Here is a 26,113-nt window from a genome sequence, read left to right as displayed (position 1 = left end):
CCGCCAGCCTAGGGACGCACCGCCGGCCCCGTCCGCCGTCCCCGGCCGGACCCGCACCCGGTCTTTCGTCCTAGGCCGGCAGCCCCGGTGCGGACAGCGCCGCGCCCAGCCGCCGCAGGCCCTCCGCGATCTCGTCCGGCGTCTGCGTGACGAAGCACAGCCGCAGCGTGGCGCGGTCGGGCTCACCGGCGTAGAAGGGGGCGCCGGGCACGTACGCCACGTCGTGCCGGACCACCTCGGAGAGCAGGGCGGTGGTGTCGTGGCCGTCCGGCAGCCGCGCCCACAGGAACATGCCGCCCTCGGGGCGGTTCCACACCGACCCCGCCGGGAGCGCGTCCGCCAGGCCCGCCAGCATGGCGTCCCGGCGTTCCCGGTAGGCGGCGGCGACGCGGGCGACGTGGGCGTCCAGGTCGCGGTCGGCCAGGTACCGGGCGGCGGCGAGCTGGTTGACGGTCGGGGTATGCAGGTCGGCGGCCTGCTTGGCGACCCCGCAGGCCCGGCGCAGCTCGGCGGGGGCCCGCAGCCAGCCCAGGCGCAGGCCCGGCGCCATCACCTTGGAGAAGGAGCCGAGCAGCACGGTGCGGTCCCGGGCGCCGTCCAGGGAGGCGATCCACGGCACACGGTCGCCCTCGAACCGCAGCTCCCCGTACGGGTCGTCCTCGACGATCCACAGCCCGCACCGGCCGGCGACCTCGGCGACGGCGGCACGGCGGGCGGCGGGCATGGTACGGCCCGTCGGGTTGGAGAAGGTGGGCACGGTGTAGAGCAGCTTGGGCCGCTCGCGCACCACCAGCTCCTCCAGCGCCACGGGGTCCGGCCCGTCCTCGTCCCCCGGCACGGCGATCACGCGGGCGCCCGCGAAGCCGAAGGCCTGGAGGGCGGCCAGGTAGCAGGGGCTCTCGACGAGGACCGTGTCGCCCGGCCCGATCAGGGCGGTCGCGAGCAGGGACAGTGCCTGCTGCGAGCCGGTGGTGACGAGGATGTCGTCGGCGCCGGTGTCCAGTCCGCGCGCCGAGGTCCGGGCGGCGAGCGCGGCCCGCAGGGTGGGTTCGCCCTCGGTGGTGGAGTACTGGAGCGCCTGCGCCGGAGCCTCGGCGAGGACGGCCCGGTACGCAGCGGCGATGCCCTCCGCGTCGAACAGCGAGGGCGCCGGCAGCCCGCCCGCGAAGTTGATCACCTCGGGGCGGGCGGTGACGGCGAGGATGTCCCGTACCGGCGAACCGCCGATCGACCGGGCCCGCACGGCGAGCGGCGGCAGGGGTGCGGTGGCGGTGGGGGCGGCGTCCTGAGTCACTGTCATGCCCGCAGCCTAGGGAAGTACGTGCCGTCTACAAGGACGTTTCCGTGATGCGGACACCCTGCCGGTCAGGTCCCCTCGACGAACTCCCAGGCGTGGCTGCCGAGGGGGTACGCGTAGTAGGACGCGTCCTTGGAGGCGCTGGTGCGGAACGGCCTGCCGTGGTCGTCTACGCGCAGGGTGCCCTCCCGGTCGCCGCTCGACCACTCCAGCTCCAGGTACCAGCTCACGTCGTGGCCGCTGGTGTGCGCCTTGACGTGGAAGACCTCGGGGTCGGACTCGGTGACGCTGTACGGGAAGTCCCGCTGTCCGGCGACCGGCATCGCCAGCGGGGTGCCCAGGTCGAGCGAGACGTCGAACGACGCGGTGTCCACGCCGCCGCCGCAGCCGTTGCCCATCACGTACTGGTTCCAGTCCAGCGCCGGCCCGCTGTCCACCACGCGGACGTGCAGGTCCTTGAGTACCACTGTCTCCTCGCCGGTGCCCTGCACGGTGAGGACGACCGTCTGCCGGTTCGCGGAGACCGCGCCGTAGGCGGTGGCCCAGCCGACCGAGTCCTGCTGCGGGGGCGGGGGCAGCACGTTCTGCGGGCTGCGGTCGACGAGGAAGGCGTGGTCGCAGGGGGAGTCCCAGAAGTACGGGGTGGTCGACACGGTGAGCGCCGGGCCCGAGGCGGGGGCGCGGCGGCTCGGTGCGGCCGTGCCGGGGCGCGTCGCCGGCGCCTCGGCGGACACGGAAGCGGACGGCGACGGAGTGGCGGACGCCGGGGCGGAGGCGCTCGCACGCGGGGACGCCGGGCGGGTGGCGGTCCCGGACACCGGCGCGGAGGGCGACACGGCGGCCCCGGCGGCCCCGGCCGGACCGCGCCGCCCGGCGTCGCCGTCGCCCTGTACGAGATTCGCCACGAGCGCCACGGCACCGGCGATGGCGACGACGCCGGTCGCGGCGTACAGGGCGGCACGCGGCACCCGACGACGCGGCCCGCCCGCCCGCTCCTCCACCGGCCGACCGGCCGGCCGGAACGCCGCGGCCGACGGGGAGGCGATGGAGCCACCGCGTCCCCCCGCAGGCCCCCGACCGCCGGCCTGCCCGCCCCCGACCTCTCCGACCGCCCCGACGACTCCGGATGCCTCCGCGGCTCCGGATGGCTCCGCGGCTCCGGCCGGCCCGGTCCGGGCGGGCCCGACAGCCCCGGCCGACCCGGCGCCTTCGGATGCCTCCGCCTCTTCGGCCGGCCCGGTCGGAGCGGCTCCGGCGGACCCAGCACCCCGCCCGGCCCCGGCGGCACCGACGGTCCCCGTCCGGGCGGCTTCATCCACCCCCGCAGTGCCGGCGACCCCACCGGCCCCGGCAGCCCCGATCGGCCCGCCTGACTCGGCGGTTCCGACCGGCCCGGTCCGGCCGACCCCGCTAGCATCGGCTGCCCCAGCAGCCCCGGCTCGGGCGGCTCCGTCCACCCCGGCCGGGTCAGCAACGCCGCTGGTCTCGACAACCTCAGTTGTCCCGGCGGCCCAGGACGCCCCGGCAGCCCTGGCCGCGTCCCGTGCCCCGGGCTCCGGCTGCTGCGGGCGGGCCTCCCCGGCCGTCCCTCCGGGCGCCCCGGTGTCCGCCTCTCCCGGCGTCTCCGGCTCCTCCCCGGTCCTCTCCTCCGCCTTCTTCACGCCGCGCAGCGCATCCGCCCGAATCCAGCGGCGGTGGAGTTCGAGCAGTTCCCCGGGGGACGCCCGGCACGCCCGGGCCAGCCGCTCGACGGGCGCGAACTCGACGGGCACGACCTCCCCGCTGACGTACCGGTGCACCGTGGACGCGCTCATGTGCAGCCGCTTGCCCAACGCCCCGTAACTGAGCCCGGACCGCTCCTTGAGCTCCCGCAGCAGTTCCGCGAAGTCGTCCCCCGCCACCGTTCCTCCCTCTCCCAGCATCCCCGCACCGCATCCCAGAGGGACACCGTTTCTACAGGTCAGAGCCCCTTTCGGTGTCCCAGCGTCCCGCATGCGGCGGCGTTGCTGGCGCGCGGGACGACTCGGACCCCAAGCTGTGGTCATCCAAGCAGCCGCTCCCGGCGAACGGTCGAGCGGCTCACCTGACTTCCACCGAAACGGGGCACCTTCATGTCCGCACGCACCACCCGCACCCGCCTCTTCGCCGCCACCAGCGTCGCACTGGCCGCGCTCGCCCTGACGGCCTGTGAGGGCGATTCGGACACGGGCGCGGAGAGCGTCCCGTCCTCCTCCGCGGCGGCCACGGGCCCGAGGACCCCGTCCGCCGGCGCCTCCGCCTCCACGGGCGGGGACAAGGCGCCGTCCGGCTCGGCCGGCTCGGGCACGGACTCCCACGGCTCGGCGGGCTCCTCCGGCGAGGCCGACACCTCGGGCTCCGGCCAGAAGGGCAAGGGCTCCTCCGCCGGTTCGGCGAACGGCGGCGGCGACACCGAGAGCCAGGACGACATGCCCGGCAAGTGCTCCGCGTCCGATGTGAAGATCACCGCGCAGAAGCTGTCCCGCCCGCTCAACCACCTGCTGCTGACCGCCACCAACACCGGCTCGAAGACCTGCATGCTGCCGCCGTACCCGGCGGCCCGCTTCGGCGAGGCCCAGGCGGTGCCGCCGGTCGCGGAGGCGACCAAGCCGCAGTCGCTGACCGGGGTCGGCCCCGGCGAGTCCGGCTACGCCGGGGTGGTGCTGTCCTCCGGCGACGGCAGCGGTGAGAACGGCTACGAGACGAGCACCCTCACCATCCCCTTCGAGGACGGCTCCATCGCCACCGTCGCCCTGCCCGCCGGCGGGGTGTACGTCGACACCGCGCTCACGGTCACCTACTGGCAGTCCGACGTGGACGGCGCCCTCGGCTACTGAAGGGGTACCTGCGGGAGGCACCGGGCAAAGCCGCTCAGCGCAGCGTGCGAGCGACCTCGGTGGCCCAGTAGGTCAGGATGTTGCGCGCACCGGCCCGCTTGATGCCGGTGAGCGTCTCCAGGATGGCCCGGTCGCGGTCGATCCAGCCCTTCTCGGCGGCGGCCTCGATCATCGAGTACTCGCCGGAGATCTGGTAGGCGGCGACGGGCACGTCCACGGCCTCGGCGACCTTGGCCAGGATGTCGAGGTAGGGGCCGGCCGGCTTGACCATCACCATGTCGGCGCCCTCCTCCAGGTCGAGCGCCAGCTCGCGCATCGACTCGCGCGCGTTGGCGCCGTCCTGCTGGTAGGTCTTGCGGTCACCCTTGAGCGAGGAGCCGACGGCCTCGCGGAAGGGCCCGTAGAAGGCGGAGGCGTACTTCGCGGTGTAGGCGAGGATCGCGACGTCGTCCCGCCCGATCTGGTCGAGGGCGTCGCGGACGACACCGATCTGGCCGTCCATCATCCCGCTGGGCGCGACCACGTGGGCGCCGGCGTCGGCCTGGACCTGGGCCATCTCGGCGTACCGCTCGAGCGTGGCGTCGTTGTCGACGCGCCCCTGCTCGTCGAGGACGCCGCAGTGCCCGTGGTCGGTGAACTCGTCGAGGCACAGGTCGGACATGACGAGCAGTTCGTCGCCGACCTCGGCCCGCACGTCCCGCAGGGCGACCTGGAGGATGCCGTCGGGGTCCGTGCCGACCGTCCCGGCGCCGTCCTTCTTGTCCTCTTCCGGCACGCCGAACAGCATGATCCCGGAGATCCCGGCCTCGACCGCCTCCGCGGCGGCCTTCTTCAGGCTGTCCCGGGTGTGCTGCACGACCCCGGGCATGGCCGCGATCGGCACCGGCTCGCTCACGCCCTCCCGTACGAAGGCGGGCAGGATCAGGTCGGCGGGATGCAGCCGCGTCTCGGCGACCATCCGACGCATGACGGGAGTGGTCCGCAGCCGCCGGGGCCGGGTGCCGGGAAAGGATCCGTACGTCGTCATACCACCTACGCTACGCCCGCCCCCGCCGTGCCTTTGCCGACGCGGAGTCGGCCACGGAACCCTTGACCTCGACCAAACTTGAGCTTCTACGGTCGGCGCCATGGACTACTCCCACAGCGACACCGAACTGATCAGGCAGCCCGTCGGCTACTGGACCTGGGCGGCCTACAAGGCCGTCGTCACCCGCACCCGGGCGGCCCTCGCCGAGATCGGCACGACCCAGCCCCAGTGGTGGGTCCTCGCCCAGGTCGCCCGCGCCGACGCCCCGAAGACACGCACCGAGGTCTCCCGCATCCTGAGCGGCTACCTCGAGACGGGCCCGGAGGCGATGGAGGCGGAGATCGACGCGACCGTCACCGCCGGCTGGATCACCGAGCACCCCGGAGGCCGGCTGACCCTCACCCCCGAGGGCGAGGCGTTCTACGAGAAGGCGGCCGCCCTCCAGACCGACCTGTGGACGGAACGCCACGCCGGGATCTCCGACGAGGAGTACCTGACCACGATGAAGGTCCTCCAGCGACTCATCCACAACACGGGCGGCCGGGCCTGGCACCACTGACCCGCCCGTCGTCGCGCCGCTGCGGTCCGGGACGCGGACGGTGGAACCGATCACCGGCGCGGGATGTCCGAACAGGCGTGGCGGCCTTCCTCTTCCTGACCCTGGCCCTCGCGCCGTTGCTGACACCGTTCGTCGTCCTGGGCACCGCGGGGGCCCTCGCCGTGCGGCTGTGGCGCTGGGAGCCGGAGAGCGGTCTGCGCATGCCCGGCCCCGCGTCGTGCGGCCTGCTGGCCGTACTCGCCGGTGCGGCGGCCCTGGGCGCCTACGCGTACGGCGTGAACCAGGGGTTCTACATCCTGGACCCCGACCAGATGTGCGCCGCCGCCGGTGCGCCGGGCGATCACGTGGTGACCCGGATGTCGCTGCCGGTCAGCGCGCAGTGCGTCACGCCGGAGGGTGTGGGCACCGAACTGGTGCCGGGCTGGGTGAACCCGGTGGTCTTCACCGGCCTGGCGGTTCTCGTACTGGCGCCCGCGACCGCCGCCGCCCAGGCACTGCACCGGGCACGGGCGCGCCGCCGTGCCGGATAATCCGAAGATCCCCGCCTGTGCCGCCCTGGCGGCACGGCCCTCACCGGAAAGGGCTGACATGCGCCTGCGCTGCGCCGTACTCGACGACTTCCAGGACGTCGCCACCAGCGTCGCCGACTGGAGCCCCGTCGGCGACCGGGTGGAGGTCACCTCCTTCACGGAGCACTTCGCCACCGAGGACGAACTGGCCGAGGTCCTCGCGGACTTCGACATCGTGGTGACCCTGCGCGAACGCGTCCCGTTCCCCGCGTCCCTCCTCGACCGGCTCCCCCGGCTGAAGCTGCTCGTCGCGTCCGGCATGCGCAACTCCGTCATCGACCACGCGGCCGCCGAGCGGGGCGGCGTCACGGTCTGCGGCACCCAGAGCTCCCCCACCCCGCCGGTGGAACTGACCTGGGCGCTCCTGCTCGGCCTGGCCCGCGGCATCGTCACGGAGAACAACGCCCTGCGGGCGGGCGGCCCGTGGCAGTCGACGGTCGGCGCGGACCTGCACGGCCGCCGCCTCGGCCTGCTCGGACTGGGCAAGATCGGCAGCAGGGTGGCGCAGGTGGGCCTCGCCTTCGGCATGGAGGTCACCGCCTGGAGCCCGCACCTCACCAAGGAGCGCACGGACGAGGTGGGGGTGGAACTGGCTCCGTCGAAGGACGAGTTGCTCCGCACCAGCGACTACGTCTCGCTCCACCTGGTCCTCGGCGAGACCACCCGGGGCGTCCTGGGCGCCGCCGACCTGGCCCTGATGAAGCCGACCGCCTACCTGGTGAACACCTCGCGCTCGGCACTCGTCGACCAGGACGCCCTGCTCAACGCCCTGCACGAGGCCCGCATCGCGGGCGCGGCGGTCGACGTCTTCGACACCGAACCGCTCCCCGCCGACCACCCGATGCGCACGGCCCCCCGCCTCCTGGCGACGCCGCACCTGGGCTATGTCTCGCAGCGCAACTACCGCACGTACTACACCCAGGCGGTCGAGAACATCGAGGCCTACCTGGCAGGCACCCCGATCCGCCGGCTCGGCTGACACGCCCGAAGCTCGGCTACGCGGCGGGCCCGCCCGGAGTCCTCACCGAGGGCGTGCGGCCCGCGGCCAGGCCCCGCGCGAGCTGAGCCGGCGTTCCTGAGCCCTGTGTCACCGTCCCTCTCCGTCTGTAACAGGCACGTAGTAGCGGGTGACCGGGCGAAACTCGGGACCGGACCGGCCGCTCTTGGTGTGTGGAAGCGCCGCCCGTGCCGACGGGCCCGGCCCACCTACCGACACCGAGGAAGACACCATGCGCGTCAACAAGCTCACCCTCGCAGCTCTGGCCGTCGTCGCGGGTCTCTCGCTCACCGCCTGCCAGAACGACGACGCCACGGGCCAGAGCGACTCGCCCGCCGCGTCCTCCTCTTCCTCGTCGACGGACGGTCCGGGCTCGGACGGCTCGGCCCAGGAAGCCGCGGAGGACGACGCCGGGAAGAGCCCGGAACAGGAGCAGAGCGCGACCGGCAAGTGCCGCACCGACGAACTGGACGTCAAGGCGCAGGACAACACCATCGACGGCGACGAGGCCGGCACCGTCGCGGTGACGTTCACCAACGGCGGCGGCCGGGACTGCGCGATCGCGGGCTTCGCCGGTGTGGACCTGAAGACCGACGCGGGGACGGTGTCCGCGGAGCGCACGGGTGAGCCGGCCCCCGCGACCGTCCTGAAGGACGGCGAGTCGGTCTCCTTCTTCATCTCCTACCCGGCCAACGACACGGGCGGCTCGGGCGTCCGCATCACCGGGCTCGTGGTGACCCCGCCGAACGAGACGAAGTCGATCACCCTCGACTGGCCGGGCGCCGCGTCGCTGCCCGTCACGGACGGCTCCGGCACCCCGGTGAAGGTCGGCCCCATCGGCAGCGCGGGCCAGGGCGGCTGACCCGCACGGGCCGTCGCGGCAGCGGCCGGGTCCCGGAACGGACCGGATACGCCCTCGGGCAACGACCGGCTGTGCGTCGCCCTTCTGCGCTCCGCCGCACAACAAGTGACCCCGCCGCCTGCAGAGGCGGCGGGGTCACTGCGATCCCCCGCTCAGGCCCGGGCCCCGACGACCGTCACGTCGACGTCCGACGCCTGCGCGCCCCCGGCCGGCGCTCGCTCGGCCGCGTCACCGGGTCCCCGGCGTCCAGGGCCGCCGCGCGGCGGCGCAGGCCGAAGTCGGCCAGGGCCTCCGCCAGCTTGTGGACGGACGGCTCGGGAGCCATGACGTCCACGCGCAGCCCGTGCTCCTCCGCGGTCTTGGCCGTCGCCGGGCCGATGCAGGCGATCACCGTCACGTTGTGCGGCTTGCCCGCGATACCGACCAGGTTCCGGACCGTGGACGACGAGGTGAACAGCACCGCGTCGAAGCCGCCGCCCTTGATCGCCTCGCGGGTCGTGGCCGGCGGCGGCGAGGCGCGCACCGTGCGGTAGGCGGTGACGTCGTCGACCTCCCAGCCCAGCTCGATCAGCCCGGCCACCAGCGTCTCGGTGGCGATGTCGGCGCGGGGCAGGAAGACCCGGTCGATCGGGTCGAAGACCGGGTCGTAGGGCGGCCAGTCCTCCAGCAGACCGGCGGCCGACTGCTCGCCGCTGGGAACCAGGTCCGGCTTCACGCCGAAGGCGATCAGCGCCTTGGCGGTCTGCTCGCCCACCGCGGCGACCTTGATGCCCGCGAAGGCACGCGCGTCGAGCCCGTACTCCTCGAACTTCTCCCGGACCGCCTTCACCGCGTTGACCGAGGTGAACGCGATCCACTCGTAGCGGCCCGTCACCAGGCCCTTGACCGCCCGCTCCATCTGCTGCGGGGTGCGCGGGGGCTCCACCGCGATGGTCGGCACCTCGTGCGGCACGGCCCCGTACGACCTCAGCTGGTCGGAGAGCGAAGCCGCCTGCTCCTTCGTGCGCGGCACGAGGACCTTCCAGCCGAACAGCGGCTTGGACTCGAACCACGACAACTGGTCGCGCCGGGCGGTGGCACTGCGCTCGCCGACCACGGCTATCACCGGGCGGCCACCGTCCGGGGACGGCAGCACCTTGGCCTGCTTCAGCGTCTGCGCGACCGTGCCGAGCGTCGCCGTCCAGGTCCGCTGCCGCGTCGTCGTACCGGCGACGGTCACCGTCAGCGGGGTGTCCGGCTTGCGGCCGGCCGACACCAGTTCACCGGCGGCCGCGGCCACCGAGTCCAGCGTCGTCGACACCACGACGGTCCCGTCGGAGGCGCCCACCTCGGTCCAGCAGCGGTCCGACGCCGTACGGGCGTCCACGAACCGGACGTCCGCGCCCTCGGCGTCCCGCAGCGGCACACCGGCGTACGCGGGCACGCCGACGGCGTTCGCGATACCCGGGACGACCTCGAAGGGCACCCCGGCCGCGGCGCACGCGAGCATCTCCTCGGCGGCGTACGTGTCGAGCCCGGGGTCCCCGGTCACCGCACGCACGACCCGCCTGCCGCCGCGCGCGGCCTCCATGACAAGATGTGCGGCATCCCGCACGGCGGGGACCCCGACGGCCGTTGACGCCCCGTCAACAACCGTCAGCTGGGGCGTGCCTGCGCCCGGATCCGACGGATCGGCATCCGTGTGCACCTCGGCGACGCCCTGCCTCGCGTGCGTCCGTACGACGTCGAGCACCTCGTGCTCGGCGACGAGGACGTCCGCGTTCGCCAGCGCCTCCACGGCGCGCAGAGTCAGCAGTCCCGGATCTCCGGGTCCGGCACCGAGGAAGGTGACGTGCCCGTGTTCCGGACAGGCGGGAAAGGCGGTGGGGCTCAATGTGCTCGCTCCCCCATCAGACCGGCCGCGCCCTGGGCGAGCATCTCGGTGGCGAGTTCGCGACCGAGTGCCAGCGCCGCCTCGTGCGTCTGGGGCACGGGACCGGTGGTGGACAGCTGCACCAGCGTCGAGCCGTCGGTCGTCCCGACGACGCCGCGCAGGCGCATTTCCTTGACAGTCTGCCCGTCGGCCAGGAGGTCGGCCAAGGCACCCACAGGGGCGCTGCAACCGGCCTCCAGGGCGGCGAGCAGTGACCGCTCGGCCGTCACGGCGGCCCGCGTGAGCGGGTCGTCGAGCTCGGCGAGCGCGGCGATCAGGGCAGCGTTGTCCGCGGCGCACTCGATCGCCAGGGCCCCCTGGCCGGGGGCGGGCAGAACCGTGTCGACCGACAGGAAGTCGGTCACCTCGTCGATGCGGCCGACCCGGTTGAGTCCGGCGGCGGCCAGTACGACGGCGTCCAGTTCCCCGCTGCGGACGTATCCGATGCGGGTGTCGACGTTGCCCCGGATCGGGACCGTCTCGATCTCCAGCCCGTGCGTGCGGGCGTACGCGTTCAGCTGGGCCATGCGGCGCGGTGCCCCGGTGCCTATGCGCGCCCCGCTGGGCAGGTCCGTGAACTTCCGCGCGTCCCGGGCGACGATGACGTCCCTCGGGTCCTCACGCACGGGCGTGGCCGCCAGGACCAGGCCCTCGTGCTGTGCGGTGGGGAGGTCCTTGAGCGAATGAACCGCGAAGTCCACGTCACCCCGCAGCAGGGCCTCGCGCAGCGCGGCGACGAACACGCCGGTGCCGCCGATCTGGGCCAGGTGCTCGCGGGACGTGTCGCCGTACGTGGTGATCTCGACGAGCTCCACAGGCCGTCCGGTCACCTGGCTCACGGCATCCGCCACCTGCCCGGACTGGGCCATGGCGAGCTTGCTTCGCCTCGTCCCCAGTCTCAGTGCCTTCTCAGTCATGCCGGCCCTCGGTTCTTCTCAGTGCTGTTCTCGGTCCGCGAGACGGAGGCCACCGTCTCCTGGTCGAGGTCGAACAGGGTGCGCAGCGCGTCCGCGTACCCGGCGCCGCCCGGCTCGGCGGCGAGCTGCTTGACCCGCACCGTCGGCGCGTGGAGCAGCTTGTCGACCACACGCTTGACGGTCTGGGTGATCTCGGCGCGGTGCTTGTCGTCCAGCCCGGGCAGCCGCCCCTCCAGCCGGGCGATCTCCCCGGCGACGACGTCGGCGGCCATGCTGCGCAGCGCCACGACGGTGGGCGTGATGTGTGCGGCCCGCTGGGCGGCGCCGAACGCGGCGACCTCGTCGCCGACGATCCGGCGGACCATGTCGACGTCGGCGGCCATCGGTGCGTCGGCCGAGGCCTCGGCGAGCGACTCGATGTCCACCAGGCGTACCCCGGCCAGCCGGTGCACGGCGGCGTCGATGTCGCGCGGCATGGCGAGGTCGAGCAGGAAGAGCACGGGCTGCGGGCGCGGCACCCCGGCGACCGGCTCGGGCCGGCGGCGCTCGGGGATCCGGCCGACGCTCGCGGCCGTCGCGGCCAGCGCGGTGATCAGCTCGGCGTCGGCCTCGGCACCGGCCCGCCCCGCCTCGCGCGGCCGGTCCACGGCCGTACCGCCGGCGGCCCAGGCACCGTGCTGCTCCAGCGTCGCCGCGTCCATGCCGGCCACGGCGGCCTCGCCCATGACGGAGAAGCCGGTCGGCACGGAGGACAGGTCCAGCGGGCAGTTCTCGTCGGAGGCGCCCCCCGCACCCGGGAGATGCGTTTCGGCGCTCTCCGGGACGGCGGCCGGACGGGCCTCGTCGGACGCGGGCACGCTCACGGCCGCGGACGTGCCGGTGCGGCCCTCCACGGTCGCCGCCACGTCGTCGGCGGTGAGGACCAGCCCGGTCGCCCCGGTGCAGGAGACGGCCACGTCGGCACGTGTCAGCTCGGCCGGCACCGCGTCCATCGGTACCGCGCGGGCCAGCACGTCCGTGTCGTCGCCCTCGGTCAGGATCTGCGCGAGCCGCTCGGCCCGCTCGAAGGTGCGGTTGGCGACGACTATCTCGGCGACGCCGGCCCGGGCCAGCGTGGCCGCGGCCAGCGACGACATCGAGCCCGCGCCGATGACCAGCGCCTTCTTGCCCCGCGCCCAGGTCTGGACGTCGGCTCCCGCGGCGAGCTGCTCCAGGCCGAAGGTGACCAGGGACTGCCCGGCCCGGTCGATGCCGGTCTCGGAGTGGGCGCGCTTGCCGACCCTCAGCGCCTGCTGGAACAGGTCGTTCAGCAGCCGTCCGGCGGTGTGCAGGTCCTGGGCGCGGGCCAGGGAGTCCTTTATCTGACCGAGGATCTGGCCCTCGCCGACCACCATCGAGTCCAGCCCGCAGGCCACCGAGAACAGGTGGTGGACGGCACGGTCCTCGTAGTGCACATAAAGATAAGGAGTGAGCTCGTCCAGGCCGACCCCGCTGTGCTGGGCGAGCAGCGTGGACAGCTCGGCGACACCGGCGTGGAACTTGTCCACGTCGGCGTAGAGCTCGATGCGGTTGCAGGTGGCCAGCAGCGCGGCCTCGGCGGCCGGTTCGGCGGCGACCGTGTCCTGGAGGAGCTTGAGCTGCGCGTCCGCGTTCAGCGAGGCCCGCTCGAGCACGCTGACGGGGGCGCTGCGGTGGCTCAGTCCGACGACGAGGAGGCTCATGCCGGCATCACGGCGGGCACGTCCCCGTCGGGTCCCTGGTCGGCGGCGGGCTGCTTGCGGGCGGCCACGGGCGGCACGGCACCGGCGTCGGCCGCGGCCTCCTCACCGGCCTTGCGCTGCTCGTGGAAGGCGAGGATCTGCAGCTCGATGGAGAGGTCGACCTTGCGCACGTCGACGCCGTCGGGGACGTTCAGCACGGTCGGCGCGAAGTTCAGGATGGACGTGACACCGGCGGCCACGAGCCGGTCGCAGACCTGCTGGGCGGCACCGGCGGGGGTCGCGATCACACCGATCGAGACACCGTCGTCCTGGATGATCTTCTCCAGCTCGTCGGTGTGCTGCACGGGGATGCCCGCGACGGGCTTCCCGGCCATCTGCGGGTCGGCGTCGATGAGCGCGGCGACACGGAAGCCACGGGAAGCGAACCCGCCGTAGTTGGCGAGCGCGGCGCCGAGGTTACCGATACCGACGATCACGACCGGCCAGTCCTGGGTCAGCCCGAGTTCGCGCGAGATCTGGTAGACGAGATACTCGACGTCGTAGCCGACGCCCCGGGTCCCGTAGGAGCCGAGGTAGGAGAAGTCCTTGCGCAGCTTCGCGGAGTTGACTCCCGCCGCGGCCGCGAGCTCCTCGGAGGAGACCGTGGGCACCGAGCGCTCCGACAGTGCGGTGAGGGCTCGGAGGTACAGCGGAAGCCTGGCGACGGTGGCCTCGGGAATCCCTCGGCTGCGGGTCGCCGGTCGGTGTGTTCGGCCAGTTGCCACGGTGCTCCTGCGGGTAGAGCGGGGCTGTAGGCGGTCATACGTCCCTACATGACCGCCCCGTCGAATGCAGGCTATGTCTTTGTGAACGCGTGCACAAAGATGGTGTCCGATTTGCCCGGCCAACGTGACCGGGGTCACGCGCCCCCGGCGCACGAAACGGGAACCGGCGCATACGCACCCGCGTTCCTCTCCCATCGGGGGCAAAGCCGCTCACGCTCCTCACGATCAACGCCCCCGAGACCATGTCGCCATCGATCCTAAGCGACCATCCGGACTACTTGTACTGCTCGGTCAGTGCCCTGCGCAGGCGCTCCTCGTTCACACGCCAGAAGGTGTGCTGCCTGCCGTCGACCAGGACGACCGGGATCTGCTCCCAGTACTGGTCATGGAGCCGGCGGTCCTCGGTGATGTCCTTCTCCTCCCAGGGGACACCGAGTTCGGCGCACACCTTCTCGACGACGAGCTGTGCGTCATCACACAGATGACAACCGGGTTTGCGGATGAGGGTGACGAGATGGTTCTCGGAGTGCGGAGAGGATGGCGGGTTCTCGGCGGCCTCGGCGGCCCCGGGCGCCTGCGGGGCCCTGCGGCGGAAGAGGGGACTCATGTCCGCCATTCTCCCGCGGACCCGGCCCGGCGCGGCCCCTCCGGCGGCGAGCGGACCGCCTGCGGGACCGGCAGTCCGGCGCGCCCGGCCGCCCGGCGCTTTAACGGCGCCGTCGCGCAGAGTTCACGGCCCTCCAACCTCTCGGGTCCGAAGCCCCCGAACAAACTGGCTATGCTCACGGACATGGCCGCTCTCGGATGGCTCACCCCCCGTAGGCGCTCCGCCACGGCGCGGAGCGTGTTGGCAGGCGAGGCCTCGGCGGAGGCCGCCCGCAAATCCACCCAGGATCTTCCCGAAGCCGCCCGGGGCGAGGAACCGGAGTTCCCCGTCCACGGCGACGACCGCGCCGCCGCCTTCTTCGACCTCGACAACACCGTGATGCAGGGCGCCGCGCTCTTCCACTTCGGCCGGGGCCTGTACAAGCGGAAGTTCTTCGAGACCCGCGACCTGGCCCGGTTCGCCTGGCAGCAGGCGTGGTTCCGCCTCGCCGGCATCGAGGACCCGGAACACATGCAGGACGCCCGCGACTCGGCCCTGTCGATCGTCAAGGGCCACCGCGTCTCCGAGTTGAAGTCGATCGGCGAGGAGATCTACGACGAGTACATGGCCGAGCGGATCTGGCCCGGCACCCGCGCCCTCGCCCAGGCCCACCTCGACGCCGGACAGAAGGTCTGGCTGGTCACGGCCGCCCCGGTGGAGATCGCCCAGGTGATCGCCCGCCGGCTGGGCCTGACCGGCGCGCTCGGCACGGTGGCCGAGTCGATCGGCGGCGTCTACACGGGCAAGCTGGTCGGCGAGCCGCTGCACGGCCCCGCCAAGGCAGAGGCGGTACGCGCGCTCGCGGCGGCCGAGGGCCTGGACCTGTCCCGCTGCGCCGCCTACAGCGACTCCCACAACGACATCCCGATGCTGTCGCTGGTCGGCCATCCCTACGCGATCAATCCCGACTCCAAACTGCGCAAACACGCTCGCGAGCTCGAGTGGCGGCTGCGCGACTACCGCACGGGGCGCAAGGCGGCCAAGGTCGGCATCCCCGCCGCCGCGGGCGTCGGCGCCGTGGCGGGCGGCACGGCCGCGGCCATCGCCCTGCACCGTCGCCGCCGCTGATCCGGGGCGACCTACCCCCCAGGGACGCGCTTCAGTCCTCTTCTTTCACTTCGAGCACAACACGCACTGTAGCCACCAGGAACCCGAACCGTTTCGGTCGTCAAGCGATCAATCTCCAGCACCTGACCGGGCGTCAATCGGCTACGGAAGCGACGTAATCGATGATTTGAGCAACTGGGCGTAGCAGCACCTGTACGAAGCGTTATTCTCCTCAGACGCAATCCGGTGCCCCACCTTCGCTACGACGGGTGAACGGTTCCGTACTGCACGTGATGGAAGCTCTGCCTCTGGGAGTCCCGTGTACCCACACGTCGGGGTTGACGCCTCGGGCCTGGCTACGCTGCGCGCAACGGTCAAATCAGCCCAGGACCTGTTGCGCGTCTTCGTCCCCACCGCGTACGCCGTCCCCGCCCTCGCCACGGCCACCGCCCCCGCCGGCCCGTGCTATGCACTGGCCGAGGGCAGCGCCGCCGTCGGCAGACGAGCGCGGTCGTCCTCGTCCGGGGCCGCCGCCACCCACCGCCGCCCCGCCGCGGACAGCGACAGCGCCCGCATGATGGACCTGGTCGAACGGGCCCAGGCCGGCGAGGCCGACGCGTTCGGGCGGCTCTACGACCAGTACAGCGACACCGTCTACCGCTACATCTACTACCGCGTCGGCGGCAAGGCGACCGCCGAGGACCTGACCAGCGAGACCTTCCTGCGGGCCCTGCGCCGCATCGGCACCTTCACCTGGCAGGGGCGCGACTTCGGCGCCTGGCTCGTGACCATCGCCCGCAACCTCGTCGCCGACCACTTCAAGTCCAGCCGCTTCCGCCTCGAGGTCACCACCGGCGAGATGCTCGACGCCAACGAGGTCGAGCGCTCCCCCGAGGACTCCGTCCTCGAGTCCCTCTCCAACGCCGCCCTGCTCGACGCCGTACGGCGGCTCAACCCGCAGCAGCAGGAGTGCGTCACCCTCCGCTTCCTCCAGGGCCTCTCGGTCGCCGAGACCGCCCGCGTGATGGGCAAGAACGAGGGCGCCATCAAGACCCTCCAGTACCGGGCCGTCCGCACCCTCGCCCGACTGCTGCCGGACGACGCCCGCTGAGTCCCCGGCGCCCCCCGAGGCGCCACCACCCTCTGCATTCCTCAAGTCACCTTCGGTCACGGTGTGTTGAGAGCGCGGTCCGGTCCTCCGTCGTCCGTAACCCAAGTGCCGCGCCGCTCGTTGTGCGGGATGCAGGCTCCCTGTGGTCGCTCCCCGACCGGCTCCCGCCACACGTTCGTGTGGTTCCGTCCGGGGTGTGCAACCCTCAGGACCCCCTGGGGAGTCGACCGTCATGACGAGAGGAGGTGCCGCCAGTGATCGCGAACGTATCGGCGCACCGGCGGGCGAACGCCTTCGCCCAGGCTCTGGAGGAGCAGTCCGATACCGGGGCGGCGGCCGAGCAGTCCGAAGGACCGGCACCCGCCGGGGCCGTCGCGGACCAGACCGGGCAGGGACGTCTGCTGTCCCTCGCCTCTGGCCTGGAGACGCTGCCCCGGCCGGAGCTGGATCCCGAGGTCAAGGTCGTCCAGCGGGCCCAGCTGGTGGCCGCGTTCGAGGCCATGATGCAGGAGGGCACCGCGGGCGGCGGGGCGACGGACCCTTCGGTGCCCGAGCAGCGCCGGGCCCGTGGCGCCCATCGGGCGACCCCGCTGGGAAAGTTCCGGCCGCGCTCCCGGCTGGCCAAGGGCCTCACCGCGGGCGGCCTGAGCGTGAGTGTCGCCGCCGGAGCCCTCGGCGGAGTCGCCGCTGCCAGCTCGGACGCGCTGCCCGGTGACTCGCTCTACGGCCTCAAGCGCGGCATAGAGGACTTCAAGCTCGGCCTCGCCGACAACGACGACGAACGCGGCCGTGCCTACCTCGACCTGGCCTCCACCCGGCTGAACGAGGCCCGCCGCCTCATGGAGCGCGGTCGCAGCGGCCCCCTCGACCACGAGGCCCTCGGCGAGGTCCGCCGCGCCCTGTCCGGCATGCGGCACGACGCGGCCGAAGGCCACCGCCTGCTCAGCGCGGTCTACGCCCGAGACCCCGACTCCCTCGGCCCCATGCAGGCGCTGTCCGCCTTCTCCCGCTCGCACCGGGAGACCTGGGGCACCCTGCGCGAGCGGCTGCCCGTGCAACTCGGGGACGTCAGCGAAGAGGTGACGTCGGTGTTCGACGCCATAGAGAGCGACGTCGCCCCGCTGGAGTCGCTGCTCCCCCGGCCCTCGGCCGAGGGCGACACCCCCGACGACGGGCGCCCGTCCGGCTCCGGCACGGCGACGTCCGATGCCCCCGGCACCGGACGCTCCGCGGCCCCCGGCACCGGCAGCGGCGTCCCGTCCGACGGCGCGCACACCGGCAGCGGCGGCCCCAGCGAGTCCGCGGCCGCCGGTGGCACCGACGACGGGCTGCTCGGCGGCGGCACCGGCGGCCTGCTCGACCCGCCGAAGCCCAGCGGCAGCGCCGCCTCCCCGTCCCCCGGCGACGAGGCGCCGGTCCCCGAGCCGGACGTCACCCTCCCGCCCCTGCTCCCCGGTCTGCTGCCGGGCCTGGGCATCCACGGCGAGGACGCGGACTGACACGGTGGGGTGCCCCGGCACCAAGGGGCACCCCACCTCCGAACGCCACCGCGGACGGAAGGCGTCAGAAGAACACCGACCTACGCTGCACCAGCAGCTTGTACAGCGTGTGCTGGAGCCCATCCACACCGCCGACCTCGCACCGCTTCGCGGGCTTCGCCCGGCTGCGCCGGACTCCGTCCGCCGACTCACCGCACCCTGCCGTCACACCCGGCCCTACCTCAGAAGAACACCGACCTACGCTGCACCAGCAGCTTGTACAGCGTGTGCTGGATCTGCTCCCTGACCTGGTCCGTCAGGTTGAACATCAGCATCGGGTCCTCGGCGGCCTCAGGCGGATAGCCGTCCGTCGGAATCGGCTCTCCGAACTGGATCGTCCACTTCGTCGGCAGCGGCACCGCGCCCAGCGGACCGAGCCACGGGAAGGTCGGCGTCAGCGGGAAGTACGGGAAACCCAGCAGCCGTGCCAGCGTCTTCGAGTTCCCGATCATCGGGTAGATCTCCTCCGCCCCGACGATCGAGCAGGGAACGATCGGCGCCCCCTGCCGCAGCGCCGTCGACACGAAGCCGCCCCGCCCGAAGCGCTGCAGCTTGTAGCGCTCGCCGAACGGCTTGCCGATGCCCTTGAAGCCCTCCGGCATCACCCCGACCAGCTCGCCCTGGGCCAGCAGCCGTTCCGCGTCCTCCGCACACGCCAGCGTGTGACCGAGCTTGCGGGCCAGCTCGTTCACCACCGGCAGCACGAAGACCAGGTCCGCCGCCAGCAGCCGCAGATGCCGGTCGGCCGGATGGTGGTCGTGCACGGCGACCTGCATCATCAGGCCGTCCAGGGGCAGCGTCCCGGAGTGGTTGGCGACGATCAGCGCACCGCCCTCCGCCGGGATGTTCTCCACGCCCTTCACCTCGACCCGGAAGTACTTCTCGTACATCGGCCGCAGCAGCGACATCAGCACCTGGTCGGTGAGTTCGGCGTCGTAGCCGAAGTCGTCGACCTCGTAGTCCCCGGTGAGACGGCGCCGCAGAAAGGCCAGACCGGCCGCCACCCGACGCTCCAGGCCGCCCTCCGTGTCCTGGGCCGGCACCTCGCCGCCGTCCTCGCGAGCCGTCGGCGACCCGTCGGTCCCGGGGTCGTCGTCCGCCGCCCCGCGGACGGGCAACGGCTGCACCTCGCGCACCGGTACGGACTCCCCCGCACCGCCCTTGGACCGGTTCCCCCCGCCGCGGCGCCGCGCCGGGCGCTGTCCCGCACTCCCGCCGCTCCCCCGGGACCGGTCGTCGTCGAACGGAATGACCTTGGCGTCCGCCATCGTTGTTGCGCTCCTCAGTTGGCGCTCTGCGTCGGAAGGTGGCCGCTGCCCCGCAGGGACAGCTCCGCGATCCGGTCGACGGCCCCCGCGAGGGCCTCCGGCGGCAGCAGCCCCGGGCCGCGGCCGCGCACGAAGTCCGCGAACGTCCCGGCCGTCGTGTACTTCGGCCTGAAGCCCAGGGTCTCGCGCATCTGCGTGGTGTCCACGACCCGTCCGTGGGTGAGCAGCCGGATCTGCTCCGGCGAGAAGTCCGTCATCCCCAGCGTACGCACGAGGGAGCCCGCCCAGGTGACCGCCGGAAGCAGCAGCGGCACCGTGGGGCGCCCCAGCCGGCGCGAGCACTGGGAGAGCAGCAGGACACCGTCGCCGGCGATGTTGAACGTGCCGCTGTTCAGCGTGCCCCGCCGCGGCTCGTGCGAGGAGAGCCGCAGCACCTCGATCACGTCGTCCTCATGCACGAACTGCAGCCGCGGGTCGTAGCCGAACACCGTCGGCAGCACCGGCAGCCCGAAGTACGACGCGAGCGGCGTCTCCGCGCTCCGGCCCAGGATGTTGGCGAACCGCAGCACGCACACCGCGACGTCCGGCCGACGGCGAGCGAAGCCCCGCACATACCCCTCGACCTCCACGGCGTCCTTGGCGAATCCGCCGCTGGGCAGCGACTTGGGCGCGGTGGTCTCGGTGCAGACGGCCGGGTCGCGAGGTGCGGAACCGTAGACGTTCGTACTGGACTTGACCACGAGCCGCTTCACGGTCGGGGACTTCTGACAGGCGCCGAGCAGCTGCATCGTGCCGATGACGTTGGTCTCCTTGACCGAGGTGCGGCTGCCGCCGCCCAGCGGCATGCCGGTCACGTCCATGTGGACGACCGTGTCGGCGCCCGTCTCGGCCAGCACCCGCCCGATCGCCGACTGCCGGATGTCGGCCTGGACGAATTCGGCGCCGCCCAGATGGTGCTCCGGCGCGACGGCGTCCACGGCGACGACCCGGTCCACGTCGGGATCACGCTGGATGCGCCGGACGAACCGGCCGCCCAGCTGACGGGCCACCCCGGTCACGAGCACGACCTTGCCCAAGATCCGCGCCTTCCTCTCGCCCCTACCCCGTACCCTGCCGCGTTCCCGTCCGCGGGCCAACTTAGCCGGTCGGTGTTGCGCCGTGATGACCGCCGGATGCAGCACGTGACGAGATTTCGCACCCGCCCGAAGACACCGTGACGAGCCCACCACGGCGCCGCGCCGACCCCTCGAGACGACTGTGGCCCCCCACCGGATGCGGTGGGGGGCCACAGGACACGCTGACGGCGCAGCGTCGCTTACTTCTTGTTGCGACGCTGAACGCGCGTGCGCTTGAGCAGCTTGCGGTGCTTCTTCTTGGCCATCCGCTTGCGCCGCTTCTTGATAACAGAGCCCACGACTACCCTCGCTCACTTCTCATCACTCGGTTGTTTGGGCGCCATGGGCCCACACGACCTACGAGGGGCTAGCCTACCCGCCCGAGCGCTGAGGTCGTAATCGAGGTCGTCAGGCCGTTTCCACCCCCACATAGCTCTCGCGAAGGTACTCGTGAACCGCTTGCTCCGGGACACGGAACGACCGTCCCACCCGGATCGCGGGCAGATGACCGCTGTGCACCAGCCGGTACACGGTCATCTTGGAGACGCGCATCACCGAGGCGACCTCCGCCACGGTAAGGAACTGAACCTCGTTCAGAGGCCTTTCGCCAGCTGCAGCCATGACACACCTGCACCTTCCGCACTCGACGGCCACCGGCTTCCCCTTCCGGTGACTCTTCGTCGCTGCGTGCTCACTCCCCAATGTAGGTGCGGGTGATGCGAATGGGGAAGAGGTGCACCCATCGGCGTCCTACTGGGACAGACACGCCCGATTGAGTACGTAGCGGATGAGGGGCCGGTAGTACTCGGGCCGCACACCGTCATCAAGCGGAACGGCGACGGACACCGACCCCTCGGCCTCACCCACGAAGAGCGCGGGATCGTTCACATCGCCCGGCCCGATGGCCTCGAACCCCAGCTGACCTGCCCCGCAGACCCAGCCGTGGTCCCCGATCACCAACTCCGGAAGCGGCCCGCCGGCCTCGGCCGCCCCAGCCAGCGCGGTCCGAACCGGGAGCGGCGAGTGCGTGTGTGCGCCGGGCTCACAACCGGCGCGCCGCACGCCGGCCTCCCGCACCAACGCGACTCCGCGGACGTACTCGAGGTGATGGGTGCGTAGACCGAACCGGGTCGTTATGTCGACACGGCGACCCTGCGCCGGGGTGAGGACAGCACATCCCGCCGCCGACAGGGCGTCGGCCAGGGCGACGTAGAAACCGAGCAGCCGATGCGGGTGTCCGGTGCCCAGGAGGACCGGAGCGCGACGCCCGGCCACCGCCCCGAGACGGCCGGCGAAGGCGTCCAGCGCCGCCAGCGTCCGCTCGGGGTCGATCACATCCTGGCCCGAAGTATGCCGTGGATCGGCCGAAACACCACACCTGCGCGCCATCAGTCCGAGCAGCTCCCGCTGCCCCCAGTCGCCCTCCGGATCGATCCCGAGCAGCACCCGTGGATCCCGGGCGGCGAACAACCGGTAACTCCGCAGACTCACCTCCCGAGGAGTGGCCACGGCCCCCGCAAGACGGACATCCAGAAGATGAGCCCGAAGAGCTCCACGGCTCAACACCCCACCAATCCTGCCGCACCACCACCCCCGGCCCCGCAGAATCCCGAACACGCCCCACGGACGGCCTAACTCCCCCCCACTCAGCTGCGGGCAGAGTGGTGCCTCCCCCAGTGCCTGAATGGCCTGAGAGGTGCCCCCAGGGGCGGTGGGGCCCCCGCTCATGGGGGTCCCCCCGCGCGAGCGAAGCCGAGCGTGGGGGGAGAAGCCAGCCTGGGGGAGAAGCCGAGCGCGGGGTAGCGCACCCCGTCACGCCGGGCTGCGCTACCCGCCCGCCCAGCATCAGCGCCGGGCACCCCACCCACACCGAGCCACAAACACCCCGCCCAACCCCACCGTCACGCCAGCAACCCCCGCAACGGAAACACCGCCCGCCGCGCCGCCACCACCGCCTGATCCAACCGGTCCGCAGGGTCGTACCCCGCCTCCCACGCCGCCCACGACACCGGCCACCGCCCATCAGTCATCCGCATCGGTCCCAACTGCCGCGTCCGCGCGAACACCTCCTGCCGCCACCCCTCCGGAATCACCGTCTCCGGCTCCACCGGCCGCCCCGCCGCGATCCCCACCAGATGCGTCCACGACCGCGGCACGACCTCCACCACCGCGTAGCCGCCTCCGCCCAGCGCCACCCACCGCCCCCCGGCGTACTCGTGCGCCAGCTCGTGACACGCCACCTGCACGGCCCGCTGCGCGTCCAGCGACACCGCCAGATGCGCCAGCGGATCCTCGAAGTGCGTATCGGCCCCGTGCTGCGTCACCAGCACCTGCGGCCGGAAGTCCGCGATCAGCTCCGGCACCACCGCGTGGAACGCCCGCACCCACCCGGCGTCACCAGTACCCGCCGGCAGCGCCACGTTCACGGCCGACCCCTCCGCGCAGTCGGCCCCGGTCTCCTCCGGCCACCCCGTCTGCGGGAACAACGACCGCGGATGCTCGTGCAGCGAGATCGTCAGTACCCGCGGGTCCTCCCAGAACGCCGCCTGCACCCCGTCCCCGTGATGCACGTCCACGTCCACGTACGCGACCCGCTCGGCCCCCAGCTCCAGCAGCCGCGCGATCGCCAGCGCAGCGTCGTTGTAGACGCAGAACCCCGACGCCGCCCCCGGCATCGCGTGGTGCAGCCCGCCCGCGAAGTTCACCGCGTGCAGCGCGTCCCCCCGCCACACCGCCTCCGCCGCACCCACCGACTGCCCGGCGATCAGCGCGGACACCTCGTGCATCCCCGCGAACGCCGGATCGTCGATCGTCCCGAGCCCGTACGACGCGTCCGCCGCGCCCGGGTCCGCCGACGCCGCCTTCACCGCGTCGATGTAGTCCTCACGGTGGACGAGGCGCAGCGTCGACTCCCCGGCCGCCTTCGCCGCGACGACCTCCACCTCCCGGTCGAGCCCCAGGGCACCGACCAGTCCTCGCGTCAGGGCGAGCCGGACCGGATCCATCGGATGGTCCGGACCGAAGTCATAGCCCGTTACTGCCTCGTCCCACATCAGCTGTGCGCGGCCGCTCATGCCCGCCACCGTATCGGCCCGGTTGAGCCTCGAAGGACCTGGCGTACCCCAGTGTCACCAGCACCAACACCATCGGCACCAGCATGGCCCCCCGATAGCTCCAGGCATCGCCGAGCGCGCCCACCAACGGCGAACCGACGAGGAAGCCGACGTAGTTGAAGACGTTGAGCCGCGCCACCGCCGCGTCGGACGCCCCCGGGAACAGGCGCCCCGCCGCAGCGAACGTCTGCGGCACCAGCACGCACAGCCCCAGCCCCAGCAGCGTGAAGCCGAGCATCCCGACCCACGCCCCCGGCGCCACGGCCACCACCGCGAACCCGCCCGCGGCGACGACGGCCCCGCCCCGCACCACCGCGACGGCCCCCAGCCGCCGCACCCCGAAGTCCCCGACGGCCCGCCCCACCAGCGTCGTCACCATGTACACGTTGTACGGAACGGTCGCCAGCTGCTCCGAGCTCCCCAGCACGTCCTGGAGGTACTTCGCGCTCCAGTTGGAGACCGTCGAGTCCCCGATGTACGCGAACGTCATCACCAGACACAGCGGCAGCAGCATCTTGAAACCGACGCCCGCACCACCGCCGCCGCCCGCGCCCTCACTCGCCGATGCCTCCACCCCGGCGTCCGTCCGCTCCCCGTCGACGTACCACCGGCTCCCCACCAGCGCGGCCGGCAACAGCACCGCCACCGCCGGGAGATACGACACCCACAGCGCCAGCTCCCAGTGCGCCCCCACCCACGCCAGCGAGGCCCCCAGGATCCCGCCCAGGCTGTACGCCGCGTGGAACCCGAGCATGATGCTCCGCCCGTACGCCCGCTGGAGGCTCACCCCGAGCATGTTCATCGAGGCGTCCAGCGCCCCCACCGCCAGCCCGAACACCGCCAGCGCCGCGGCCAGCGCCGCCATCCGGTCCCCCGCGCCGACGCCGAGCAGCGCCAGCAGCACCACGGGCTGGGACCAGCGCAGCACCCGACTGGGCCGTACCCGCCGCACCAGCCGCTCCGTCGCGACGCTCCCCGCACCGGCGAGGACGGGGACGGCGGCCAGGAAGACCGGCAGCAGCGCGTCGGAGACGCCGTACCGGTCCTGGATGGCGGGGATGCGCGTCACGAGCAGAGCGAAGGCGACGCCCTGCGCGAAGAAGCCGAACGCCAAGGAGGCCCTGCCGCGCCGCAGCACATCTGTCATGGCGGCGAGCGTAGGGCCCCGGCCTACCGGTGGGTAGATCCCGCCAAAGATGAATTCTTCTCACCTTCGCCGGGCAGGCCGACGGAGACGGGAGAGGACACGGCACCGGCGAGGGGAGAGGAGACCGGTCCACAGCAGTCAGCGGCGACGGCGGCACCGATCATGTGCGCCATCGGGCCGGCCCCCAGGGCGCCGCTGACCACGAACGCCAGCACCATCGTGGCGACCATGACGACCGTCCCCAGCCAGACCATCGTGTCCACGGGAACCGTGTAGGCGCCCACGGCCCGCACCGCACACTCCCCGACGAACGCCACACCCCACACCGTCGTGAACGCCCGCTCCGCCCGCCGGAACGCCACCGACTCCCGCCGCAGCCGCTCCCAGGCGGCCTCCCGCCGCTCGTCGCCCTTGATCAGCCACGGCTTGAGGTTGGCCGTCATCATCGGCCGCCCCATGGGCACGGACGCCAGCATCACGATGCCCACCACGCTGCTGATCGCACTGTCCTTCAGCAGCATCAGCCGGGCGTCCCCCGTGCCGAAGCTGAGCAGCAGCCCCGCGAGGTTCGCCAGCAGGATCAGCACGGGCAGCCCGTTCACCTCACGGTGCGTGCGCAGCCCCCACCCGGTACGCAGCACCGGCACGACACTGCTCCAGCCGAGCGCCGCGACGGAGCTCATCCCGAACGCACCCTTGAAGAGGTAGTACGACCCGACCGGTACCCCCACGTCCAGGAGGACGGAGCCGAAGGTACGACGCCTGCCCTGCCGCCTGTTGTCCGTGCCCGTGTTCGTCGTCATGCACACAGCTTCGCGGCCGGACACGGTCCCCCAGTAGAAACAACCGTCCGGAGCTACACATGACAAATGTCAGCGCACGCGCGCTGCCTCGGGTCATACGAGCAGGTCAGCCAACTCCCCCATGTCACCGAAGAGTCCGGTGGCCCCGGAGAGCCTGGCGGCGGGCGTCATCCCGGTGAACCCGTACACGTCCATCCCGGCGGCGACGGCCGCCTGCACGCCGAGCGCGCTGTCCTCGATCACCACGCACCGCTCCGGCGCGACGCCCATGCGCTCGGCCGCGTGCAGGAAGAGGTCGGGTGCCGGCTTCCCGCGGCCCACGTCCTCGGCACTGAAGATCCGTGCGTCGTCGAACCACCGGTCCAGTCCGGTCTTCCGATGCCCCACCCGGATCCGCTCGTGGCTCCCCGACGAGGCCACGCAGTACGGCACGTCGTCGGCGGCGAGCTTCTCCAGCACATCGGCGGCCCCGGGAACGGGCTCCAGGTCCTGTGCGAAGGCCGCGAACACCCGCTCGTGGAAGAGCTTGTCGAAATCGTCCGGGAGCCGCCGTCCGGACCGCTCCAGCACCGTGTCGTGGACCCGGTGCATCGCGGCCCCCATGTAGTCGCGCAAGGACTCCTCGTACGTCGTCGGATGCCCCAGCTCGGTCAGATAGGCGGCCAGCAGCCGATTGGAGATCGGCTCACTGTCGACCAGGACCCCGTCATTGTCGAAGACAACCAGTTCGTAGCGCATATGAGCGAGCCTAAACGCAGAAAACCCCGCACCGTAAGGTGCGGGGTTTCCCGGAATAATTGTTCGGCGGCGTCCTACTCTCCCACAGGGTCCCCCCTGCAGTACCA

Annotated in this window: 25 protein-coding genes and 1 pseudogene; 8 read left to right on the top strand and 18 right to left on the bottom strand. The window is 72.5% G+C overall.

Annotated elements, in window-relative coordinates; genetic code table 11:
* Positions 1 to 70 precede the first annotated feature (70 nt).
* From AB0E77_RS24025 to AB0E77_RS24015, 3 genes and pseudogenes are all read right to left on the bottom strand, one after another.
* Positions 71 to 1,300, bottom strand: coding sequence for a PLP-dependent aminotransferase family protein (locus AB0E77_RS24025; RefSeq protein WP_361573821.1), 1,230 nt, complete (start codon positions 1,298 to 1,300; stop codon positions 71 to 73).
* Between the two features lie 65 nt (positions 1,301 to 1,365).
* Positions 1,366 to 2,265, bottom strand: a complete 900-nt coding sequence (locus tag AB0E77_RS24020; RefSeq protein WP_361573992.1) for a hypothetical protein — start codon at positions 2,263 to 2,265, stop codon at positions 1,366 to 1,368.
* Between the two features lie 741 nt (positions 2,266 to 3,006).
* Positions 3,007 to 3,219 (bottom strand): annotated as a pseudogene (locus AB0E77_RS24015) (helix-turn-helix transcriptional regulator); the annotation flags it as partial.
* Between the two features lie 189 nt (positions 3,220 to 3,408).
* Here AB0E77_RS24015 and AB0E77_RS24010 point away from each other — a divergent pair.
* Positions 3,409 to 4,152 (top strand): DUF4232 domain-containing protein, encoded by a 744-nt coding sequence (locus AB0E77_RS24010; protein ID WP_361573819.1) that lies wholly within the window; start codon positions 3,409 to 3,411, stop codon positions 4,150 to 4,152.
* A 34-nt stretch (positions 4,153 to 4,186) separates the two neighbouring features.
* Here AB0E77_RS24010 and hemB read toward each other — a convergent pair whose 3' ends face one another.
* Complete coding sequence (gene hemB / locus AB0E77_RS24005) at positions 4,187 to 5,179, bottom strand: porphobilinogen synthase (RefSeq protein ID WP_361573817.1); 993 nt, start codon at positions 5,177 to 5,179, stop codon at positions 4,187 to 4,189.
* A 100-nt stretch (positions 5,180 to 5,279) separates the two neighbouring features.
* On the opposite strand from hemB, the gene AB0E77_RS24000 reads away from it, so the two are divergent.
* From AB0E77_RS24000 to AB0E77_RS23985, 4 genes are all read left to right on the top strand, one after another.
* The gene (locus AB0E77_RS24000; protein ID WP_361573815.1) at positions 5,280 to 5,738 is read left to right on the top strand and encodes a MarR family winged helix-turn-helix transcriptional regulator; all 459 of its coding nucleotides are present in this window, start codon (positions 5,280 to 5,282) and stop codon (positions 5,736 to 5,738) included.
* A gap of 77 nt (positions 5,739 to 5,815) precedes the next feature.
* Positions 5,816 to 6,268, top strand: coding sequence for a hypothetical protein (locus AB0E77_RS23995; RefSeq protein ID WP_361573813.1), 453 nt, complete (start codon positions 5,816 to 5,818; stop codon positions 6,266 to 6,268).
* A gap of 58 nt (positions 6,269 to 6,326) precedes the next feature.
* Positions 6,327 to 7,286, top strand: a complete 960-nt coding sequence (locus AB0E77_RS23990) for a D-2-hydroxyacid dehydrogenase family protein (protein WP_361573811.1) — start codon at positions 6,327 to 6,329, stop codon at positions 7,284 to 7,286.
* A gap of 250 nt (positions 7,287 to 7,536) precedes the next feature.
* A complete protein-coding gene (locus AB0E77_RS23985; protein WP_361573809.1) occupies positions 7,537 to 8,166 on the top strand; it encodes a DUF4232 domain-containing protein in 630 nt (209 codons plus the stop codon).
* Positions 8,167 to 8,341: 175 nt separating this feature from the next.
* Here AB0E77_RS23985 and AB0E77_RS23980 read toward each other — a convergent pair whose 3' ends face one another.
* From AB0E77_RS23980 to AB0E77_RS23960, 5 genes are all read right to left on the bottom strand, one after another.
* Entirely contained in the window at positions 8,342 to 10,039 is a 1,698-nt protein-coding gene (locus tag AB0E77_RS23980; protein ID WP_361573807.1) for a bifunctional uroporphyrinogen-III C-methyltransferase/uroporphyrinogen-III synthase, read from the bottom strand.
* Entirely contained in the window at positions 10,036 to 10,995 is a 960-nt protein-coding gene (hemC, locus tag AB0E77_RS23975; RefSeq protein WP_361573805.1) for a hydroxymethylbilane synthase, read from the bottom strand. Before hemC ends, AB0E77_RS23980 begins: the two co-directional genes overlap by 4 nt.
* Complete coding sequence (locus tag AB0E77_RS23970) at positions 10,992 to 12,716, bottom strand: glutamyl-tRNA reductase (RefSeq protein ID WP_361573803.1); 1,725 nt, start codon at positions 12,714 to 12,716, stop codon at positions 10,992 to 10,994. Before AB0E77_RS23970 ends, hemC begins: the two co-directional genes overlap by 4 nt.
* On the bottom strand, positions 12,713 to 13,480 hold the full coding sequence (locus AB0E77_RS23965) for a redox-sensing transcriptional repressor Rex (protein WP_361573801.1): 768 nt from the start codon (positions 13,478 to 13,480) through the stop codon (positions 12,713 to 12,715). The genes AB0E77_RS23970 and AB0E77_RS23965 overlap by 4 nt, the downstream gene beginning before the upstream one ends.
* A 274-nt stretch (positions 13,481 to 13,754) precedes the next feature.
* Positions 13,755 to 14,096 carry a glutaredoxin family protein gene (locus tag AB0E77_RS23960; RefSeq protein WP_361573799.1) on the bottom strand — a complete coding sequence of 114 codons (342 nt, stop codon included), beginning with the start codon at positions 14,094 to 14,096 and terminating at the stop codon, positions 13,755 to 13,757.
* A 174-nt stretch (positions 14,097 to 14,270) separates the two neighbouring features.
* On the opposite strand from AB0E77_RS23960, the gene AB0E77_RS23955 reads away from it, so the two are divergent.
* From AB0E77_RS23955 to AB0E77_RS23945, 3 genes are all read left to right on the top strand, one after another.
* Entirely contained in the window at positions 14,271 to 15,194 is a 924-nt protein-coding gene (locus AB0E77_RS23955; protein ID WP_361573797.1) for an HAD-IB family hydrolase, read from the top strand.
* Positions 15,195 to 15,492: 298 nt separating this feature from the next.
* A complete protein-coding gene (locus AB0E77_RS23950; RefSeq protein ID WP_361573795.1) occupies positions 15,493 to 16,284 on the top strand; it encodes an ECF subfamily RNA polymerase sigma factor, BldN family in 792 nt (263 codons plus the stop codon).
* A 254-nt stretch (positions 16,285 to 16,538) separates the two neighbouring features.
* Entirely contained in the window at positions 16,539 to 17,783 is a 1,245-nt protein-coding gene (locus tag AB0E77_RS23945; RefSeq protein WP_361573793.1) for a DUF5667 domain-containing protein, read from the top strand.
* Positions 17,784 to 18,004: 221 nt separating this feature from the next.
* On the opposite strand, the gene AB0E77_RS23940 is transcribed toward AB0E77_RS23945, so the two are convergent.
* The 9 genes from AB0E77_RS23940 to AB0E77_RS23900 all read right to left on the bottom strand — a co-directional run bounded on the left by AB0E77_RS23940 (position 18,005) and on the right by AB0E77_RS23900 (position 26,006).
* Positions 18,005 to 19,090, bottom strand: coding sequence for a lysophospholipid acyltransferase family protein (locus AB0E77_RS23940; protein WP_361573791.1), 1,086 nt, complete (start codon positions 19,088 to 19,090; stop codon positions 18,005 to 18,007).
* Positions 19,091 to 19,104: 14 nt separating this feature from the next.
* Positions 19,105 to 20,166 (bottom strand): NAD-dependent epimerase/dehydratase family protein, encoded by a 1,062-nt coding sequence (locus AB0E77_RS23935; RefSeq protein ID WP_361573789.1) that lies wholly within the window; start codon positions 20,164 to 20,166, stop codon positions 19,105 to 19,107.
* 239 nt (positions 20,167 to 20,405) lie between these two features.
* Positions 20,406 to 20,504, bottom strand: a complete 99-nt coding sequence (locus AB0E77_RS23930; RefSeq protein WP_003948845.1) for an AURKAIP1/COX24 domain-containing protein — start codon at positions 20,502 to 20,504, stop codon at positions 20,406 to 20,408.
* A gap of 109 nt (positions 20,505 to 20,613) precedes the next feature.
* Complete coding sequence (locus tag AB0E77_RS23925) at positions 20,614 to 20,826, bottom strand: helix-turn-helix domain-containing protein (protein ID WP_004984898.1); 213 nt, start codon at positions 20,824 to 20,826, stop codon at positions 20,614 to 20,616.
* Positions 20,827 to 20,955: 129 nt separating this feature from the next.
* Complete coding sequence (locus tag AB0E77_RS23920; RefSeq protein WP_361573979.1) at positions 20,956 to 21,771, bottom strand: phosphatase; 816 nt, start codon at positions 21,769 to 21,771, stop codon at positions 20,956 to 20,958.
* Between the two features lie 335 nt (positions 21,772 to 22,106).
* The gene (locus AB0E77_RS23915; protein ID WP_361573787.1) at positions 22,107 to 23,279 is read right to left on the bottom strand and encodes an acetoin utilization protein AcuC; all 1,173 of its coding nucleotides are present in this window, start codon (positions 23,277 to 23,279) and stop codon (positions 22,107 to 22,109) included.
* Positions 23,230 to 24,465 carry an MFS transporter gene (locus AB0E77_RS23910; protein ID WP_361573785.1) on the bottom strand — a complete coding sequence of 412 codons (1,236 nt, stop codon included), beginning with the start codon at positions 24,463 to 24,465 and terminating at the stop codon, positions 23,230 to 23,232. The genes AB0E77_RS23915 and AB0E77_RS23910 overlap by 50 nt, the downstream gene beginning before the upstream one ends.
* 23 nt (positions 24,466 to 24,488) lie before the next feature.
* Positions 24,489 to 25,268 carry a VC0807 family protein gene (locus AB0E77_RS23905; RefSeq protein WP_361573783.1) on the bottom strand — a complete coding sequence of 260 codons (780 nt, stop codon included), beginning with the start codon at positions 25,266 to 25,268 and terminating at the stop codon, positions 24,489 to 24,491.
* A gap of 93 nt (positions 25,269 to 25,361) precedes the next feature.
* Positions 25,362 to 26,006, bottom strand: coding sequence for an HAD family hydrolase (locus tag AB0E77_RS23900; RefSeq protein ID WP_361573781.1), 645 nt, complete (start codon positions 26,004 to 26,006; stop codon positions 25,362 to 25,364).
* Between the last annotated feature and the right edge of the window lie 107 nt (positions 26,007 to 26,113).

The organism is Streptomyces sp. NPDC032940 (assembly GCF_040636935.1).
In the GTDB taxonomy this organism is placed as follows: Bacteria; Actinomycetota; Actinomycetes; order Streptomycetales; family Streptomycetaceae; genus Streptomyces.
Note: the sequence above shows the minus strand (reverse complement) of the source record. Positions and strands in the feature narration are given on the sequence as shown.

Bases quoted from the DNA above. Each gene is read 5' to 3' on its own strand.
- AB0E77_RS23960 (WP_361573799.1), bottom strand. From the start codon at position 14,096: ATGGCGGACATGAGTCCCCTCTTCCGCCGCAGGGCCCCGCAGGCGCCC.
- AB0E77_RS23955 (WP_361573797.1), top strand. From the start codon at position 14,271: ATGGCCGCTCTCGGATGGCTCACCCCCCGTAGGCGCTCCGCCACGGCG.
- AB0E77_RS23985 (WP_361573809.1), top strand. From the start codon at position 7,537: ATGCGCGTCAACAAGCTCACCCTCGCAGCTCTGGCCGTCGTCGCGGGT.
- AB0E77_RS23900 (WP_361573781.1), bottom strand. From the start codon at position 26,006: ATGCGCTACGAACTGGTTGTCTTCGACAATGACGGGGTCCTGGTCGAC.
- AB0E77_RS23915 (WP_361573787.1), bottom strand. From the start codon at position 23,279: ATGAGCGGCCGCGCACAGCTGATGTGGGACGAGGCAGTAACGGGCTAT.
- AB0E77_RS23925 (WP_004984898.1), bottom strand. From the start codon at position 20,826: ATGGCTGCAGCTGGCGAAAGGCCTCTGAACGAGGTTCAGTTCCTTACC.
- AB0E77_RS23905 (WP_361573783.1), bottom strand. From the start codon at position 25,268: ATGACGACGAACACGGGCACGGACAACAGGCGGCAGGGCAGGCGTCGT.
- AB0E77_RS23990 (WP_361573811.1), top strand. From the start codon at position 6,327: ATGCGCCTGCGCTGCGCCGTACTCGACGACTTCCAGGACGTCGCCACC.
- AB0E77_RS23940 (WP_361573791.1), bottom strand. From the start codon at position 19,090: ATGGCGGACGCCAAGGTCATTCCGTTCGACGACGACCGGTCCCGGGGG.
- AB0E77_RS24010 (WP_361573819.1), top strand. From the start codon at position 3,409: ATGTCCGCACGCACCACCCGCACCCGCCTCTTCGCCGCCACCAGCGTC.
- AB0E77_RS24025 (WP_361573821.1), bottom strand. From the start codon at position 1,300: ATGACAGTGACTCAGGACGCCGCCCCCACCGCCACCGCACCCCTGCCG.
- AB0E77_RS24000 (WP_361573815.1), top strand. From the start codon at position 5,280: ATGGACTACTCCCACAGCGACACCGAACTGATCAGGCAGCCCGTCGGC.
- hemC (WP_361573805.1), bottom strand. From the start codon at position 10,995: ATGACTGAGAAGGCACTGAGACTGGGGACGAGGCGAAGCAAGCTCGCC.
- AB0E77_RS23910 (WP_361573785.1), bottom strand. From the start codon at position 24,465: ATGACAGATGTGCTGCGGCGCGGCAGGGCCTCCTTGGCGTTCGGCTTC.
- AB0E77_RS23970 (WP_361573803.1), bottom strand. From the start codon at position 12,716: ATGAGCCTCCTCGTCGTCGGACTGAGCCACCGCAGCGCCCCCGTCAGC.
- hemB (WP_361573817.1), bottom strand. From the start codon at position 5,179: ATGACGACGTACGGATCCTTTCCCGGCACCCGGCCCCGGCGGCTGCGG.